The organism is Paenibacillus sp. 3LSP (assembly GCF_032465655.1).
GTDB lineage: Bacteria > Bacillota > Bacilli > Paenibacillales > Paenibacillaceae > Fontibacillus > Fontibacillus barengoltzii.
In genome coordinates this window covers 1-17,415 of record NZ_JAWDJI010000095.1, presented here as the reverse complement: position 1 = coordinate 17,415, position 17,415 = coordinate 1, and the positions used below count along the sequence as shown (strand labels likewise).

Annotated in this window: 13 protein-coding genes; all 13 read left to right on the top strand. The window is 52.1% G+C overall.

Annotation, left to right across the window (positions count from 1 at the left end):
* Nucleotides 1–204 precede the first annotated feature (204 nt).
* Nucleotides 205–1,344, top strand: coding sequence for a 1-deoxy-D-xylulose-5-phosphate reductoisomerase (locus RW092_RS07475; protein WP_316009906.1), 1,140 nt, complete (start codon nucleotides 205–207; stop codon nucleotides 1,342–1,344).
* 140 nt (nucleotides 1,345–1,484) lie between these two features.
* Complete coding sequence (gene rseP, locus RW092_RS07470; RefSeq protein ID WP_316009905.1) at nucleotides 1,485–2,759, top strand: RIP metalloprotease RseP; 1,275 nt, start codon at nucleotides 1,485–1,487, stop codon at nucleotides 2,757–2,759.
* Nucleotides 2,760–2,835: 76 nt separating this feature from the next.
* Entirely contained in the window at nucleotides 2,836–4,287 is a 1,452-nt protein-coding gene (gene proS / locus RW092_RS07465; RefSeq protein WP_016312407.1) for a proline--tRNA ligase, read from the top strand.
* A gap of 187 nt (nucleotides 4,288–4,474) precedes the next feature.
* Nucleotides 4,475–8,794, top strand: coding sequence for a PolC-type DNA polymerase III (locus tag RW092_RS07460; RefSeq protein WP_316009907.1), 4,320 nt, complete (start codon nucleotides 4,475–4,477; stop codon nucleotides 8,792–8,794).
* 398 nt (nucleotides 8,795–9,192) lie between these two features.
* On the top strand, nucleotides 9,193–9,654 hold the full coding sequence (gene rimP / locus RW092_RS07455; RefSeq protein WP_016312405.1) for a ribosome maturation factor RimP: 462 nt from the start codon (nucleotides 9,193–9,195) through the stop codon (nucleotides 9,652–9,654).
* A gap of 41 nt (nucleotides 9,655–9,695) precedes the next feature.
* Nucleotides 9,696–10,793: a transcription termination factor NusA gene (gene nusA / locus RW092_RS07450; protein ID WP_028540088.1), complete on the top strand. Its 1,098-nt coding sequence runs from the start codon at nucleotides 9,696–9,698 to the stop codon at nucleotides 10,791–10,793.
* Nucleotides 10,794–10,808: 15 nt separating this feature from the next.
* Nucleotides 10,809–11,123 (top strand): RNase P modulator RnpM, encoded by a 315-nt coding sequence (rnpM, locus tag RW092_RS07445; RefSeq protein WP_028540087.1) that lies wholly within the window; start codon nucleotides 10,809–10,811, stop codon nucleotides 11,121–11,123.
* Nucleotides 11,116–11,445: a L7Ae/L30e/S12e/Gadd45 family ribosomal protein gene (locus tag RW092_RS07440; RefSeq protein ID WP_016312403.1), complete on the top strand. Its 330-nt coding sequence runs from the start codon at nucleotides 11,116–11,118 to the stop codon at nucleotides 11,443–11,445. The genes rnpM and RW092_RS07440 overlap by 8 nt, the downstream gene beginning before the upstream one ends.
* Entirely contained in the window at nucleotides 11,438–14,005 is a 2,568-nt protein-coding gene (infB, locus tag RW092_RS07435; protein ID WP_085278767.1) for a translation initiation factor IF-2, read from the top strand. The genes RW092_RS07440 and infB overlap by 8 nt, the downstream gene beginning before the upstream one ends.
* A 14-nt stretch (nucleotides 14,006–14,019) precedes the next feature.
* Nucleotides 14,020–14,373: a 30S ribosome-binding factor RbfA gene (gene rbfA / locus RW092_RS07430; RefSeq protein WP_009223052.1), complete on the top strand. Its 354-nt coding sequence runs from the start codon at nucleotides 14,020–14,022 to the stop codon at nucleotides 14,371–14,373.
* Between the two features lie 58 nt (nucleotides 14,374–14,431).
* On the top strand, nucleotides 14,432–15,412 hold the full coding sequence (locus RW092_RS07425) for a DHH family phosphoesterase (RefSeq protein ID WP_028540085.1): 981 nt from the start codon (nucleotides 14,432–14,434) through the stop codon (nucleotides 15,410–15,412).
* Nucleotides 15,409–16,326 carry a tRNA pseudouridine(55) synthase TruB gene (gene truB, locus RW092_RS07420; protein ID WP_085278765.1) on the top strand — a complete coding sequence of 306 codons (918 nt, stop codon included), beginning with the start codon at nucleotides 15,409–15,411 and terminating at the stop codon, nucleotides 16,324–16,326. The genes RW092_RS07425 and truB overlap by 4 nt, the downstream gene beginning before the upstream one ends.
* Before the next feature lie 45 nt (nucleotides 16,327–16,371).
* Entirely contained in the window at nucleotides 16,372–17,316 is a 945-nt protein-coding gene (locus RW092_RS07415) for a bifunctional riboflavin kinase/FAD synthetase (RefSeq protein ID WP_085278764.1), read from the top strand.
* Nucleotides 17,317–17,415 lie beyond the last annotated feature (99 nt).

Genomic DNA, 17,415 nt, shown 5'->3' with positions numbered 1-17,415 from the left:
GGATAGACTGCATAGTATCAGCTCTCCTTTGCTATGTAGCTCTGAAATGGTTTGGTTTATACTACACTATCCATTTTAACCTACGAGATGTAGCAATTTGGAGGGCTGTCTTTTGTTTACGTTCATCTTAGCTACAGCGGGAAATGATCGGGAAATTGATGAATAACGGCCCTACGGTCCGTTAAAAGGTAGGTAGGTGCAACAATGAAGAAAATCGCGTTGATTGGCTCGACCGGTTCCATCGGCACGCAAACACTGGATGTCATCCGGGCTTATCCCGGGGAGTTCCGACTGGAAGGATTGGCGGCGGGCAGCAATCTTAAATTGTTTGCTGAACAAGTCCATGAGTTTCGGCCTCGTAAAGCCTCCGTTGCTACCAAAGAATTGGCTGATCGAATTCGTCCAGAGCTGCCGGAAGGCGTGGAGCTCTACTATGGCGAGCAAGGCTTAGTCGAAGTGGCGGCGGGAACTGATGCCGATACGGTTGTGACGGCCATTGTTGGCAGTGCAGGGTTGCCCGCGACACTCGCGGCCATTGAGGAAGGCAAACATATTGCACTGGCGAACAAGGAAACCCTCGTTACAGCGGGGCACCTAGTCACAGAGCTGGCACAGCGCAAAGGGGTCGCGCTGCTACCGGTTGACAGCGAGCACTCAGCCATTTTCCAATGCCTAAACGGTGAGTACAAGCAAGAGGTTCGTCAAATTACGTTGACCGCTTCCGGCGGTTCGTTCCGGGATCTGACGCGAGAGCAGCTGCGGGAGGTTACGGTGGAGGATGCCTTAAAGCATCCCAACTGGTCGATGGGCGCTAAAATCACCATCGATTCGGCCACGATGGTCAACAAAGGATTGGAAGTCATCGAAGCGCACTGGTTGTTTGGGCTTCCCTTTGAGCAAATCGGGGTCTTACTGCACCCGGAAAGCATCATCCACTCCTTCGTTGAATATCGTGACGGCAGCGTGATCGCCCAGTTAGGGACACCGGACATGCGCGTGCCGATCCAATATGCGCTGACCTATCCGCATCGCTGGCCATCGGCGGCGAAACGGTTGTCGTTGGCCGAGATCGGGAAGCTGCATTTTCGGGAGATGGACTTCGAGCGGTTCCCTTGTTTAAGACTTGCCTATGAGTGTGGTAAAATAGGAGGTACGGCAACCAGCGTTTACAATGCCGCGAATGAAGCGGCAGTCGCCCGCTTTTTGAAGGGGGAGATTCCTTTCTTGCAGATCGAGGCGATTATTGAAACGGCGTTAGCCAAACATGAGGTACAGTCCCATCCGGATCTGGAAACGATTCGCGAAGCGGATCGTTGGGCAAGAGCCCTTGCTGAGACGCTTTAATCGCGGTGAGGCTTTCGCACCATTAGAAGAACCTCGTGATCAAAAGCTGTAGGCGGCGGTATTCTCTTGTGCCTGATCGGAGAATATATTAATCTAAAGTAACGTTGGACGATCCGTGGCCAGAAGGGGGATGCTTACGCTTGGAATTGCTGAAAATCATATTTTTGACGGTGCTCATGTTTTTCGTCATCGTTACGGTGCATGAATGGGGACATTACTTCTTTGCGAAGCGTGCCGGCATTTTGGTACGGGAGTTCGCCATCGGGTTTGGCCCCAAGCTGCTGTCTTTTAAACGGGGTGAGACCCAGTTTACCTTGCGTTTGCTTCCTTTCGGCGGTTATGCGCGTATGGCGGGAGAGGATCCGGAGCTGATCCAGATTTCAGACGGACAAACCATCGCCTTGCGTCTGGAGAACGATCAGGTTCGGAAGATTTATCTGGACCGATTGGACAGTCGTAAAAACGTAATCCGCGGCGAAGTGCAGCACATCGACCTTGAGGACGATCTTGCGGTACGATTGGATGTGGACGGCGAAGCGCTCACCTACCGCGTGCATCCGCAAGCCATGCTGGTGGCGAAAGGCAAAGAGACGCAAATTGCGCCGAGAGACCGGCAGTACGGCAGCAAAACTGTGGGACAGCGGGCTCTGTCGATTTTCGCGGGTCCTTTGATGAACTTTATTTTGGCGTTTGTGTTGTTTGCCCTGCATACCCAAATGGCGGGAATTCCGCTGGATCAACCCAGCCACCTGCAAATCGGTGAGGTCATGAAAGGCATGCCTGCCGAGGAAGTAGGGCTCAAAACGGGCGATATCATCGATACGATCAACGGAACTCCGGTCGGAACCGATGCAAATAAAATGATCGAAATGATCCAGGCTTCGAAAAACAAACCGATGACGTGGACGATCAAACGCGGGGACGAGACGTTAAATATCACCATTACCCCGAAAGGGGCGGAGAATGAGGACGGTAAAATCGGAAGTACGATCGTTACCGTGTTCCCGACGCGCAGTGCGTCGTTTGGAGAGACGTTCCAAGTTGCCGGGGAGGACATGGTCAACACGACAAAAGCGATTTTCCTCGGGTTCAAACAGTTGATTAATCGCTTTAACATGGACGATCTGGGCGGACCGGTTCGCACCTTTGAGGTGACTGGTCAAATCGCGAAGCAAGGGATTGTTCAGTTAACCTATTGGGCGGCAATTTTAAGCCTCTATTTGGGGATCTTTAACCTGCTGCCGATCCCGGCGCTCGACGGAAGTCGTCTGATCTTCCTAGGGGTCGAGGCCTTGCGCGGCAAACCGATTGATCCTAACCGCGAAGGAATGGTACATTTCATCGGATTTGCGATGCTATTTCTGCTGATGATTGCGGTCACGTATAATGACATTTTGCGCTTGATTCACGGCTGATTGAAGATGGATGCGCAGCTCTGATGGCGCAGGTAACTATTAAACTTGTGGTTTTAACGGGAGGACAAAGGTTCTTATGGCAAACGAGGAGAAACAATTCGTCACGGAGATTACCCCGCAGGGAGTGGATTTTTCCCGTTGGTATATCGACGTTATTAAAAAAGCGGATTTGATGGATTACTCACCGGTCCGCGGCTGTATCGTATTTAAGCCGGACGGCTATGAAATTTGGGAGCATATTCAAGCGGAGTTGGACCGCCGTTTTAAAGAAACGGGGCATCGCAACGCTTATTTTCCGCTGTTTATTCCGGAGAGCTTCTTCCAGAAGGAAAAAGAACACGTTGAAGGCTTTAACCCGGAACTTCCTTGGGTGACCGAGGCGGCTGGCGAGAAGCTGGAGGAGCGTCTGGCGATCCGTCCGACATCTGAGACGATGATTGGGCATATGTATGAAAAATGGATCCAATCCTATCGCGATTTGCCGGTGTTGATCAACCAATGGGCGAATGTAGTGCGTTGGGAGAAACGGACGCTGCCATTCCTCCGTACAAGCGAATTCTTATGGCAGGAAGGCCATACGGCGCACGAGAACGAGCAGGAAGCTCGCGAAGAGACGATGCGCATGCTGGAAATTTACCGCGACTTCGTGGAAAATTATTTGGCGATCCCGGTAATTGTCGGGCAAAAAACGCCTTCTGAGAAATTTGCAGGTGCTGTCGATACTTATTCGATCGAAGCGATGATGAAGGACGGACGTGCGGTACAAGCAGGAACCTCGCACTATTTGGGAACCAATTTTGCGAAGGCGTTTGATATTCAATATCTCAACCGTGAGAATGTACGCGAATACGTTCATACGACGTCCTGGGGCGTCAGCACCCGGTTGATCGGCTCGCTGATCATGGTGCATGGCGATGACCGTGGGCTGGCCTTGCCGCCGAAGGTTGCGCCGAAGCAGGTCATGATTATTCCGATTGGCCCGCCAAAAACTTGGGAAGCCGTTGTAGGCAGAGCGGACGAGCTGTTCGCCGAGCTGAAGAAAGCGGGCATTCGCGTTGGGATTGATGACCGCGCTGACTTCCGCCCAGGCTGGAAGTTTAACGAGTACGAAATGCGCGGTGTACCGGTTCGTTTGGAAATTGGACCTCGCGATATGGAGAACGGCGTTTGCGTTCTTGTCTCCCGTATCAGCGGCGAGAAGAAGGTTGTTCAACAGGACCGGTTAGTCGAAGAGGTTCAGGCTATGCTGGAGCAGGTTCATCAGGAAATGTACGAGCGGGCTAAAGCGTTCCGAGAAGAGCATTTCTACACCGTCGATACGCTGGATGAAATGAAGGCCAGCATCGAAGAGAAACGCGGCTTCACCTTGGCCGGATGGTGCGGTTCGGAAGCATGCGAACGCACGGTGAAGGAAGAAACGGGCGCAACCAGCCGCAATATCCCATTCCATCCTCAAACGACGAAGGATACCTGCCTCGTTTGCGGGAATCCAGCGAAACATACCGTTGTTTTTGCCAGAGCCTATTAAGAATAACTTTCGCGTTACCGTCCCGCTAAGAGTTTGGGGAAGCTGAGGACGCGGGCGAATGGCACAACCACAAGAGGGCTTTCGGCAGTCAAGCGCCTGCAGGCTTATTACGCCGCCGGCATCACCGCCGGAAGCCTTTTTTTCGAATCATGGGAAGAAGTCAGCAAGCAAGGTGAGGGGAGAGGACATGACCGAGACGCAAGACAAGAGAAACCGGCTGGAGCTGTTGATGAAGCAGGCGGATGTGCCCGCTTCGCTGATCGATCCGTATTTTCTTGACGGGCATATCGAAAAAGTAGAGGTCAGTCGCAGCAATCGGGAATGGAGAATCACCATTCAGAAGGACACGCTGGTGCCGGCTCAAGCCTACCGCACCTTTTGCCTGCGGGTCAGAGAACGGATGGAGCATATCGCCATCATTTCTTTTGAGTTTCATTACGGCGGCGGGTTGATCGCCAAAGACATTGTTGAAGAATATTGGCCGCTGTTTCTCGAATGGGTGAAACGCCAGATTCCGTCGGTCAATGGCTGGATGGCGAGAGCCGGGCTGGATATCGACGGCGATATGGTCACCGTAACATTTGGCGACGCTATGGCGCTGGAGTTGGCGCGGAAGAAACAGATTGACAAAGCCATCACCGTGTATTATGAAACCTATTTTGCCCTGCCGTTAAGAATCAAACTGCAAACCGGAGAGCCGAACGTCGAAGCGTTTGAAGAGTTCCAGCAGCGGATCGTGGAGGAAGAACGCGAAGTTATTCAACAGATGATGGAGAGCATGACCGTGGAAGCTCCTCCGGAAGAAGACGATGGGGGCGAAGTGGTCAAGCTGCAGCTTGGGAACGAGATCAAGGATCCGCCTGTACCGCTTCAGCAAATCCAGGACGAAGAGAAGAAGATTACGATTCAGGGGACGATTTTTGGCCTGGATCGCAAGGAGCTGCGAAACGGCAACACCTTGTTTACGTTTTTCCTGACCGATTTCTCCGATTCCCTGCAGCTGAAATTGTTCGCCAAAAATAAAGAAGATCTGAAGATTATGGGGCAACTCGCCAACGGGAAATGGATCAAGGCACGGGGGAAAGTAGAAATGGACCGCTTTATGCCGGTTCCCGAGTTGGTCATGATTCCGTCGGATCTGGTTGAGGTGCCCGCACCTCCAGGACGAATGGATAACGCGTCGGAGAAGCGGGTTGAATTCCATCTGCACACGACGATGAGTACGATGGACGCCGTCACGCCGATTGGCGATTATGTGAAAATGGCGGCAAAATGGGGACATAAAGCGATCGCTGTGACGGACCACGGCGGTGTGCAAAGTTTCCCGGACGCGGCGAAGGCTGCGAAGAAGCATGGCATTAAGATGATTTACGGCGTGGAAGCCAATGTTGTTAATGATGATGTCGCGGTTGTGCTGAACCCGAGAGGGGACGAGTTGAAGACGGCGACCTACGTTGTATTTGACATCGAGACCACCGGTTTGTCGGTAACCCAAAACAAAATCATTGAAATTGCAGCCGTGAAGATGCGGGAAGGCAAAGAGATCGATCGATATGCGACCTTCGTAAATCCGCATGAACGAATCCCGTACCATATTCAACAGTTGACCAATATCAACGATGACATGGTGAAGGATGCACCTGATGTGGAGCCGGTGCTGAAACGGTTCGTGGAATTCGCCGAGGATGCGATTTTGGTGGCTCATAACGCACGGTTTGACTATGACTTTGTGAATGCCAAGCTCAAGGAGCTGGGCCTGCCAATCATGGAAAACCCTGTGCTTGATACACTGGAGCTGGCCCGGATGTTGTTCCCGACGATGAAAAATCACCGTTTGAATACCCTGGCTGCCAAGTACAAAGTTTCACTGGAGAACCACCACCGGGCGATCGATGATACCGTGGCGCTGGGTGAGATCTTAAACGGTTTGCTGGATGATGCATTCAAGATTGAAGGATATAAGACGCTTGATCGCTTGAATGATAAGGTCGGGAAAGACTTGTCCAATGCCCGTCCGTTCCATTGCGGGATCTATGCACTTAATCCAGTTGGCAAGAAAAACCTGTTTAAGCTGATCTCGTTGTCGCACACCGAATATTTCAAGCGGGTGCCTTGTATTCCGAAATCCAAGCTGGTGGAGCTGCGAGAAGGTTTGCTGATCCTCTCCGGCTGCGAGAAGGGCGAGTTCTTCGAGACCGTACTGAACAAATCGGTGGAGGAAGCCGAAGCGGTAGCCGAATTTTATGATGTACTCGAAATTCAGCCGCTCACGATGTACATGCATCTCGTAGAAAAAGGGCTCGTTGGCAGCACGGAAGAACTGCAGACGGCGATTCGCAAAATCGTGGAGATCGGGACGAAGCTGGACAAGCCGGTTGTTGCTACTGGAAACGTGCACTACCTGGATCCGAAAGACAAGCTGTTCCGTGACATTACGATCCACGGAATTACCGGGTTCAGTCCGCTGAAGGAAATCCGCAAGCCGGATGCGCACTTCCGGACAACGGAGGAAATGCTGGAGGAATTCAAATTCCTAGGTCAGGAGAAGGCTTGGGAAGTGGTCGTCACCAATACTTCAGCGTTGGCGGACCGATTCGAGGAGATCGAATTGTTCCCGGACAAGCTGTTTACCCCAATCATTGAAGGGGCCGACGAGGAGATCCGCCAGAAGTGTTACGATACCGCTAAATCGATTTATGGCGACGATTTGCCTGAAGTGATTGTGAAGCGGTTGGAGAAAGAGCTGGAGCCGATTATCAAATACGGGTTCTCGGCTAACTATTTGATTTCCGAACGGCTGGTGAAGAAGTCGAACCAAGACGGATATCTCGTAGGTTCCCGGGGGTCGGTCGGCTCGTCGGTAGTCGCGTTGTTCCTGGGAATTTCCGAGGTTAATCCGCTGCCGGCTCACTACATCTGTCAAAATCACGAATGCAAATATAGCGAATGGTTCCTGGACGGCAGCGTGCCCAGCGGCTTCGACCTTCCGGACAAAAGCTGTCCGAAATGCGGCGGCAAGCTGAAGGGCGAAGGTCAGGACATTCCGTTCGAGACGTTCCTGGGCTTTAAAGGTGACAAGGTCCCCGATATTGACCTTAACTTCTCCGGTGAATATCAACCGGTAGCCCATAACTATACGAAGGTCCTGTTCGGGGAGAAGAACGTCTTCCGTGCTGGAACCATCGGTACGGTTGCAGAGAAAACCGCGTTTGGCTTTGCCAAGAAGTACGAAGAAGAGCATAACAAGCATTGGCGCGGGGCGGAGCTCAACCGTCTTGCGGCGGGATGTACCGGCGTGAAGCGCAGTACCGGGCAGCATCCCGGCGGGATCGTCGTCGTACCGGATTACATTGATGTGGAAGATATCACGCCGGTACAGTACCCGGCCGATGACACCGAATCTGAATGGAAAACAACCCATTTCGATTACCACGCCTTCGACGCGAATCTGCTCAAGCTCGATATTCTGGGGCACGATGATCCGACGATGATGCGGATGCTGCAGGATTTGACCGGGGTCGATCCAACGACGATCCCCATGAATGACCCGAAAGTAATGAGCATGTTCAACTCCACAGAAGCACTTGGAGTTACACCGGAACAGATCCGTACGCCAGTCGCCACATACGGGGTTCCAGAAATGGGGACGAAGTTTGTACGGCAGATGCTGGTGGAATCACAGCCGTCTTCCTTTGCGGATTTACTGCAAATTTCCGGGTTATCGCACGGAACCGGTGTATGGCTGGGGAATGCTCAGGAACTGATCAAAAACGGCACTTGTAACATCAAAACCGTTATCGGTTGTCGTGACGATATCATGCTGTACCTGATATATAAAGCGGGAATGGACGCCGGCTTGGCCTTTAAAATTACGGAGAGTGTTCGTAAGGGGAAAGGGTTGACGCCGGAATGGATCGAGGAAATGAAGAAGTGTAAAGTACCGCAATGGTATATCGATTCTTGCTTGAAGATTCAGTACATGTTCCCGAAGGCGCACGCCGCTGCTTACGTTATCTCTGCGGTACGTACCGCTTACTTCAAGCTGTATTATCCGATCGAATATTATGCGACGTATTTCTCGGTCCGCGGGGAGGACTTCGATATCGAGCTGTGCTGCCAAGGGTACGAGGCGATTTACCGCAAGATCGAAGAGATTGAGCAGAAGGGCTTCCAGGCGCTGCCGAAGGAGAAGAACATGCTCCCGATCTTGGAAATGGCGTTGGAAATGACGGCACGCGGGTTCCATTTCAAGCCGATCGATCTGTATCGCTCCGACGCTACGAAATTTATCGTCGACGGCGATTCGTTGATTCCGCCGTTCTCGGCGCTTGCCGGGATCGGGGAGAACGCGGCCAAAAACATCGCCGCAGCGAAAGAGCAAGGTGAATTCCTGTCGATCGAGGACTTCCAGCAGAAGTCCAAAGCGAGTAAAACGATCGTGGAACTTCTCGGTTCCATGGGCTGTTTCCGCGGCCTGCCAGAGAGCAATCAATTGTCTTTATTTTAATCTAGCTGGCTGAGTTCAAAATTCGACGTATTGCTTCGTGATCCGAAGATGACTTTTTAATCTCCCGTTTGTTGAAGGATAAAAAAGACAGGTTTGGAGCACCGAGAAGGTTGGACGAAGACAGGACTGAGTAGCGGAGCGTACGTAAGGGTACGTGAGCAACGGAAGGCCGGACTGAGTTCAAGATTCGACGCCGAATAAACAACTCGGTTTTGCTTCGTGATCCGAAGATGACTTTTTAATCTCCCTCTAGGAGTAAAGGTGTTTTACTTGTCACTTGGTATGTACTATGTTATAATTTTTTTGGCAATCATGAAGATAGAACCGTTGTTTAAAGAGTGGGGAAACCCACTCTTTAATCTTTGGTATATAGGATTAAAGTTGGAGGTAATGTACGCTTGAGCACACCAAAGATCAAAGCGACCGTCGAGCAAATGGTCACGCCTTATTTGGAGGAGAACGGCTTTGAACTGGTTGACGTGGAATACGTGAAGGAGGGCAGCAACTGGTTCCTCCGCGTATTTGTCGACAAAGAAGGCGGCATCGACATTGATGACTGCGGCCGGATCAGCGAATACCTTAGCGAGAAGCTCGACGAGAACGATCCGATTCCGTCGGCTTATTTTCTTGAAGTGTCTTCGCCAGGAGCGGAACGCCCCTTGAAGAAAGCCGAGGATGTCTCCAAGGCGGTCGGCAAAGACGTTTTTGTGACTACATACGAACCGGTAGATGGCCTGAAAGAATTTGAAGGCCGGCTTCTTTCCTTTGATGGGAACGAATTAGTTATTGAAGTGGGGAAGAAGCGTCACGCCATTCCATATAGCAAAGTTGCCAGCGCAAGATTGGCCATTATTTTCTAGTGTGACCTGCGGGGAATTATGAAAGGGGGAACTCGAGGCAAATGAGCATGGATTTTATCGAAGCCTTGAACGAATTGGAAAGGGAAAAAGGAATCAGCAAGGACATCTTGTTCGAAGCGATCGAAGCAGCGCTGATCTCCAGCTACAAACGCAACTTTAATACGGCGCAAAACGTGCGTGTGGATATGAACCGCCATACCGGCGAAATCAAAGTTTATGCGCGCAAGCTTGTCGTAGAGGAAGTCCTTGATCCGCGGACGGAGATTTCACTGCAAGCAGCACGTGAGATTAATCCGAACTATCATCTGGACGACATCACTGAAATCGAGGTAACCCCTCGGGACTTTGGCCGGATCGCGGCACAAACGGCGAAGCAAGTCGTGACGCAGCGTATTCGTGAGGCCGAGCGCGGACTGATCTATAATGCGTTCGTGGAGAAGGAAGAGGACATCGTAACCGGGATCGTACAACGTCAGGACTTACGTAATATTTACGTTGATCTTGGTAAGGTGGAAGCCCATTTACCGTTAAACGAATTGATGCCAAACGAGAAGTTCAAGCACGGCGACCGGATTAAAGCGTACATTACGAAAGTAGAGAATACGACGAAAGGACCGCAAATCTTGCTGTCCCGTACGCATCCGGGCTTGCTGAAGCGCTTGTTCGAGCTGGAGGTTCCGGAAATTTTTGACGGTGTTGTGGAGATTCGTTCCGTAGCCCGCGAAGCCGGCTTCCGCTCCAAAATCGCCGTATACTCCCGCAACAGCGAAGTGGATCCTGTTGGCTCCTGCGTTGGCCCGAAGGGGACGCGTGTACAAACGATTGTGAACGAGCTGCGCGGAGAGAAAATTGACATCGTTCGTTATTCGGAGAATGTTGAGGAATATGTAGCCAATGCGCTGAGCCCGTCCAAAGTGCTCGAAGTGCAGGTGTTTGAAGCGGAGAAGATGGCCCGCGTGATCGTACCGGATTACCAATTGTCGCTGGCGATTGGCATTAAAGGACAGAACGCGCGTCTCGCCGCCAAATTGACCGGTTGGAAAATCGACATCAAGAGCGAAACCCAAGCGGAAGAGGAATTCGGCAGAGAAAAAACCGAACAAGGCGAAATGCCTCAGGATTCCATCTCCGTGGATTAACGGGAGGTGGCAAGGATGAAGCAAAGAAAAGTACCGCTCCGCAAATGCGTAGCCTGCCAGGAAATGATGCCCAAGAAGTCGCTGATCCGGATTGTGCGTTCCCCGGAGGGCGAGGTGTCGATCGACTTAACAGGCAAAAAGTCAGGCCGCGGCGCTTATCTCTGCGGCAAGACGGAATGCTTTAAGCTCGCTCATAAATCACGTGCACTGGATCGGGCACTTAAAGCTCCGGTTGGTAACGAGGTTTACGAACAGCTCGCTCGCGATTTCTTGGCCGTCGAGGATGAATTCCTTGCTGCTCAGGCTCGAGAAGAGGATGAAGATGAATAAGGCCCAGCCGTTGTCCGGTCTTGGTCTCGCCATGCGAGCCGGTAAGCTGGTAACTGGGGACGAACTCGTCCTGAAATCGATTCGTTCAAGAGAAGCCAAGCTCGTCATCGTTGCGGGAGATGCTTCCGCCAATACACAGAAGAAATTCCGGGACAAATGCGGGAGCTACAACATCCCGCTGATCATCGGATTTGACCGTGAAGCGCTCGGGAGAAGTGTTGGCAAGCCGGAACGGGTTGTTCTGGCGATCACCGATCCAGGGTTTACCGAGATGATCCGCAAAGCGATCTTGAAAACATCGGAGGTGGAGTATATTGAGTAAACAAGAAAAACAAGATAAGCTCAGGGTGTATGAATACGCCAAATCGCTCAATATGAGTAGTAAAGAAATTATCACGATTCTTAAGCGTCTGAATATCCCGGTTAACAACCACATGAGCGTCATGGAGAATGATGCCGTAGCCCGTGTGGAACAGTTCTTCAAGGATATTAAAAGCAACGCGGCGGCGAAACGAGAAAGCTCGGGACGCAACGATTCCTCTGCCAAATCGCCGGCATCGGCTTCCGCAGGAGGAAGCCAAACACCGAAAGCTACAGCCGGAGAATCATCCGGTCATCGCGGAGATCAGGGACGCGGCGCAAACGCACCCGTAAAAAACCAAAATCAACAGGAAAAGCAGGTAAGCATGAATAATAAACCAAAAACAAACCAAACCAATGCAGGTGGCAGTACGGCAGTTCAAGAAAGATCGAGCCGTCCAAACGGCGGCAATCATCAAAACTCTCGTCCCCAAGGCCAAGGCGGTGGGAACACCTCAGGTGCGAACCGGAACCCGCAAGGGAACCGGGGAGCCGGGCAAGGCGGCCAGCGGAATGATAGCGGCCAGCGCCCAGCCCAAGGCCAAAACGGCGGCGGAAACCGCGCCTTTGCACCAAGCAACAATTTAGGCGGTGGAAACGGCGGCGGCAAAGGACAAGGGCAAAGAAAAGGGAATAACAACGGTGGCAAGAACCAAAGAGGTTACGATGATAACCGCAATGGCGCCAATTTCAAAAATAATCGAGGCGGTAAAGGCGGACGCGGCAAAGGGGCTCCGCAGCAGCCTCCACGCGAGAAGATCGACAATACGCCGAAGAAGATTATCGTCCGCGGCACGATGACGGTTGGCGAAACCGCCAAATTGCTGCATAAGGACGCTTCTGAAGTCATCAAGAAGCTGATGCTGCTCGGCGTCATGGCCACCATTAACCAAGAGCTTGACCTTGATACGATCCAGCTGCTGGCAAGTGACTTTGGCGTTGAGGTTGAAGTGAAAATTCCGGTGGAAGAAGACCGGTTTGAAACGATTGAAGAGGTTGACGATGAGGCGGATCTGAAAGAACGTCCACCTGTCGTTACGATCATGGGTCACGTTGACCACGGGAAAACGACGCTGTTGGACGCTATTCGTTCCACGAATGTCACCGGCGGCGAAGCCGGCGGGATCACGCAGCATATCGGGGCATATCAAGTCGAAATCAACGGCAAGAAGATTACGTTCCTGGATACGCCAGGCCACGAAGCGTTTACAGCGATGCGTGCCCGCGGTGCCCAGTTAACGGATATTACGATTATCGTCGTTGCTGCGGATGACGGCGTGATGCCGCAGACGGTCGAAGCGGTGAACCATGCGAAAGCAGCAGGCTTGCCAATTATTGTTGCGGTCAACAAGATCGATAAACCGGAAGCCAATCCGGATCGAGTGAAACAAGAATTGACCGAGTATGAGCTTGTACCGGAAGAATGGGGCGGCGACACGATTTTCGTCAACGTCTCTGCGAAGCAAAAAATCGGCTTGGAAAACTTGCTTGAAATGATACTGCTGGTAGCCGAAGTGAACGAGTACAAAGCGAACCCGGATAAACGCGCTCGCGGTGCAGTCATCGAGGCTGAGCTCGATAAAACTCGCGGCCCGGTAGCTCGCGTATTGGTTCAACACGGAACATTGAAGGTCGGCGACGCTTTTGTTGCAGGAAACTGCTTCGGCCGCGTCCGCGCGATGGTTAACGATCGTGGACGCCGGTTGAAAGAAGCCGGTCCATCGACGCCGGTGGAAATTACCGGTCTGACCGAGGTGCCGCAAGCCGGCGATCCGTTTATGGTCTTCGAAGACGAACGCAAAGCGCGGTCGATCGCAGACAAACGGGCCACGATGCAGCGTCAGTCCGATTTGGGTGCCAATACTCGCGTGACGCTGGATGATCTGTTCCGCCACATCAAAGAAGGCGAAATCAAGGATCTCAATGTGATCATCAAAGCCGACGTACAAGGTTCGGTTGAAGCGCTCCGAGGCGCACTCGAGAAGATCGAGGTCGAAGGCGTTCGCGTCAAGATTATCCACAGCGGTGCCGGTGCGATTACCGAATCCGATGTCATCTTGGCGGCGGCTTCGAACGCGATTATTATCGGGTTCAACGTCCGTCCAGACAATCAAACGAAAGCGACCGCGGAACAAGAGAAGGTTGATATTCGCTTGCACCGCGTCATTTACAACGCAATTGAAGAGATTGAGCAAGCGATGAAAGGGATGCTTGATCCGGTTTATAAAGAGGCAGTTATCGGTCACGCGGAAGTCCGTAATACGTTCAAGATCAGCAAGGTCGGAACGATTGCAGGTTGTATGGTGACTTCTGGTAAAATTACCCGTTCGGCGGAAGTCCGCTTGATTCGTGACGGCATCGTCGTATATGAGGGCAAAATCGATTCGCTCAAACGTTTCAAGGACGACGCGAAGGAAGTTGCTCAAGGTTACGAGTGCGGGATTACCTTGGACAATTACAACGATATTAAAGAAGGCGACGTGATCGAAGCGTTCGTCATGGAAACTGTTGAACCGAAGTAAGGTGGGTGTCTAAAATGGCCAAAAATCGTACCGGCCGCGTAGGCGAACAGATTAAGAAAGAACTAAGCGTGCTCATCCAGAGTGAACTGAAAGATCCGCGCATCGGTTTTGTCACGGTGACCGGAGTCGATGTGACAAATGATTTGTCGCAGGCCAAAGTTTACCTCAGCGTATTTGGTGACGAGGAGCAGAAGAACGAATCCTTAAAAGGGCTGGAGAAAGCGACCGGCTTCCTGCGTACTGAAATCGGTAAACGAATTCGGCTGCGCCACACACCGGAGTTGATTTTCAAAATTGACGAATCCATCGCTTATGGCAGTCGGATTGAGAAGCTTCTCGGCGAAATTACGCAAGAGCACAAAGAATGAAATATGAAGGGAATCGATAACTCATCATGAGTAATGGAGATTCCCAAAGGAGACGGCAATGCAGACGACCTATGAAAGGGATCTGAGTCAGACGAAGGAGTTCCTGACTCAGAATGATCATTTCCTAATTGTGTCGCATGTTCAGCCGGACGGTGACGCAGTCAGTTCCACCCTAGCGGTGGGCTGGCTTCTGTCATGTCTGGGTAAAAAATTCGTGATGGTCAACGAAGGCCCGATCCCTAAACGGATGCATTATTTGTGGCATGCAGATGAGATTCTCGATTTGTCGGTGACATCGCTTGACCGCAAATTTGATCATGTGATCTGCGTGGACTGCGCTGACTTCAAACGGGTTGGCAAGACCCATGAATGGTTTGCCGAAGGGGCACGCCTGCTGAACATCGACCACCATCCGACCAACGATCTATACGGGTTGGTGAACCTTGTTGTGCCGAATGCGGCGGCGACCGCCGAAATTTTGTTCGACCTAATCAACTATATGGATCTTCCGTTGGATCAGACGATCGCAACGGTGCTTTATACCGGACTATTGACAGATACTGGCGGGTTCCGGTACTCCAATACATCGCCCAAGGTGATGGCGGCTGCCTCCAAATTGCTAGAGTACGGCGTAGACGGTCCCGCTTTATCCGAATTGCTGCTAGAGCAAATGACGCTTCCGCAGCTGCGTCTGCTGACTCGGGCTCTAAATGGACTTCAGCTGACGGAAGACGGGAAGATTAGCTGGGTGTCGGTGACAGATGAGGACCTGCAGGCGACTGGCGCCGTTCACGAGGATATGGAAGGCATCGTCAATTATCCGCGGAATATTCAAGGAGTCGAAGTAGGCCTGTTGTTTAAGGTCATTAACGAACAAGCCATCAAGGTGAGTATGCGCTCGGCGGGCAAAGTCGACGTGGCTAAGGTGGCTCAAAGCTTTGGCGGCGGCGGTCATGTCCGGGCCGCTGGAGCTCGCATAGAAGGGACTCTGGACACGGTTGTCCCTAGAGTGTTGGAACAAGTGAGGCTGCAGTTATGAACGCATACGAAGGCATTTTGCCGATCCACAAGCCAGCCGGTTTTACATCGCATGACGTGGTTGCCAAATGCCGGGGGATTTTGAAAATGAAGCGGATTGGCCACACAGGTACGTTAGACCCAGCCGTCACTGGAGTATTGCCTCTATGTCTCGGCCGAGCAACGCGAATGGTGGAGTATTTGCAGGACTTGCCGAAGGAATACGAAGCAACCTTGGTGCTCGGCGTGGCGACCGATACTGAGGATATGACCGGCGAAATCATCGAACAGGTGAATGAGGTTCGGGTGACGGAAGAGGACGTTCGGCTTGTATTGTCCCGGTTTGTTGGCACAATCTCGCAAATTCCGCCGATGTATTCGGCGCTTAAACAAGACGGGAAACGTCTTTATGAACTGGCACGGGAAGGGAAAACCGTGGAGCGCAAGCCCCGGGAAGTGACGATCTATCAATTGGAGCTGATTTCGTTCCAGCCGGAAGGGCCGCATCCGCGGATCTCTTTTCGCGCGTTATGCTCCAAAGGAACTTATATCCGTACGCTCTGCGTTGATATCGGACGTGCACTCGGCGTGCCTGCGGCGATGACGGAGCTAAAGCGGACGATGTCGGCGGGAATCACGGAGTCACATTGTCTGACGCTGGATGAGGTGGCCCGCCACGCGGCAAACGGATCGCTGCAAGAATATTTACTGCCGGTTGATCGAGCGGTGCAGCATTTACCGGCTCATACCGTTGCTGCCGAGAAGGTCAAGGCGGCATTGCAAGGTCAGCGGCTGTCCCCCTCAGTGGTAACTCCACCGGTTAAGCGCGGAGAAACCCTGCGGTTGTACAGCCCCGAACAGCAATTTTTAGGCATCTTCCGGGTAGAAGAGGGAGCGAAGGCCGTAAAGGCAGTTAAAGTGTTTCTACCCGAGTAGCCTTAAGAAATGCGCATTCCGAGGGAAATTGCAGGTGAGACGATCATGGAAACGATACATTTATCATATCCACTAAATGAACGATTTATAGAACAACATACCCGCCCGCAAGTGCTGGCGATCGGCCAATTTGACGGCCTTCACCTGGGACATGCCAGCGTAATTAATTCGGCTGTCCGGTTGGCTGGCGAACTCGGTCTTCCTGCCTCCGTCATGACGTTTCATCCCCATCCGAAGGAAGTTATGAAGAAAGGCGATTATGACGGATATTTGACGCCGCCGGAGGAGAAGGAACGTATTCTGCGCGAGATGGGCGTGGATTACGTATATATCGTTGAGTTTAACGACGCTTTCTCGCGTGTAAGTCCGCAGAACTTCGTTTCCGGTATCCTGGTGCCGTTGCAGGTGCACACTGCGGTAGTTGGCTTTGACTTCCGTTATGGCTACCGGGGGGAAGGGGATGCGAGCATGCTGCGTGAATTAAGCGGCAATGTCCTTGACGTGCACACCGTACCGCCGTTCCTGATCGACGGGGAGAAGGTCAGCAGTTCAGGGATTCGCAAAGCGCTGCAGGAAGGGAAGATTGAGCAAGCGAATCGTTGGCTCGGACGGACGTATACGCTGCGAGGGACCGTCATGCACGGCGAGAAACGCGGCCGTCAGCTCGGCTTCCCTACAGCCAACCTGAAGCTGGCGGAGCATTATGTCGTCCCGGCCAGCGGGGTCTATGCCGTACGAGTGACGCACGAAGGAACGACTTACTCCGGCGTGATGAACGTTGGAGTGAAGCCAACCTTTCATGAGAACGGCAAAATCTTTTGGCTGGAAGCCCATCTGTTTGATTTTTCCAGCGAGATTTACGACGAAAGCCTATCCGTGGAATTGATTCACTATATTCGGGAGGAGCGCAAGTTCGGCTCCTTGGATGAGCTGATTGCTCAAATTGGACAGGATGCGGAAACGGCGAAACGATTGCTGAAAGATTCCTGAGAACCCTACCGATCCGGCACGTGTCAACTCATATAAAAATGTTACGAAGGATAATGGTTCACTCACGTAATTTTGTTACCCAGTGGAGGCTGTTACATA

Coding starts and splice junctions, on each gene's coding strand:
- RW092_RS07475 (WP_316009906.1), top strand. CDS start 205: ATGAAGAAAATCGCGTTGATTGGCTCGACCGGTTCCATCGGCACGCAA.
- proS (WP_016312407.1), top strand. CDS start 2,836: ATGGCAAACGAGGAGAAACAATTCGTCACGGAGATTACCCCGCAGGGA.
- RW092_RS07460 (WP_316009907.1), top strand. CDS start 4,475: ATGACCGAGACGCAAGACAAGAGAAACCGGCTGGAGCTGTTGATGAAG.
- nusA (WP_028540088.1), top strand. CDS start 9,696: ATGAGCATGGATTTTATCGAAGCCTTGAACGAATTGGAAAGGGAAAAA.
- rnpM (WP_028540087.1), top strand. CDS start 10,809: ATGAAGCAAAGAAAAGTACCGCTCCGCAAATGCGTAGCCTGCCAGGAA.
- RW092_RS07440 (WP_016312403.1), top strand. CDS start 11,116: ATGAATAAGGCCCAGCCGTTGTCCGGTCTTGGTCTCGCCATGCGAGCC.
- rbfA (WP_009223052.1), top strand. CDS start 14,020: ATGGCCAAAAATCGTACCGGCCGCGTAGGCGAACAGATTAAGAAAGAA.
- RW092_RS07425 (WP_028540085.1), top strand. CDS start 14,432: ATGCAGACGACCTATGAAAGGGATCTGAGTCAGACGAAGGAGTTCCTG.
- truB (WP_085278765.1), top strand. CDS start 15,409: ATGAACGCATACGAAGGCATTTTGCCGATCCACAAGCCAGCCGGTTTT.
- RW092_RS07415 (WP_085278764.1), top strand. CDS start 16,372: ATGGAAACGATACATTTATCATATCCACTAAATGAACGATTTATAGAA.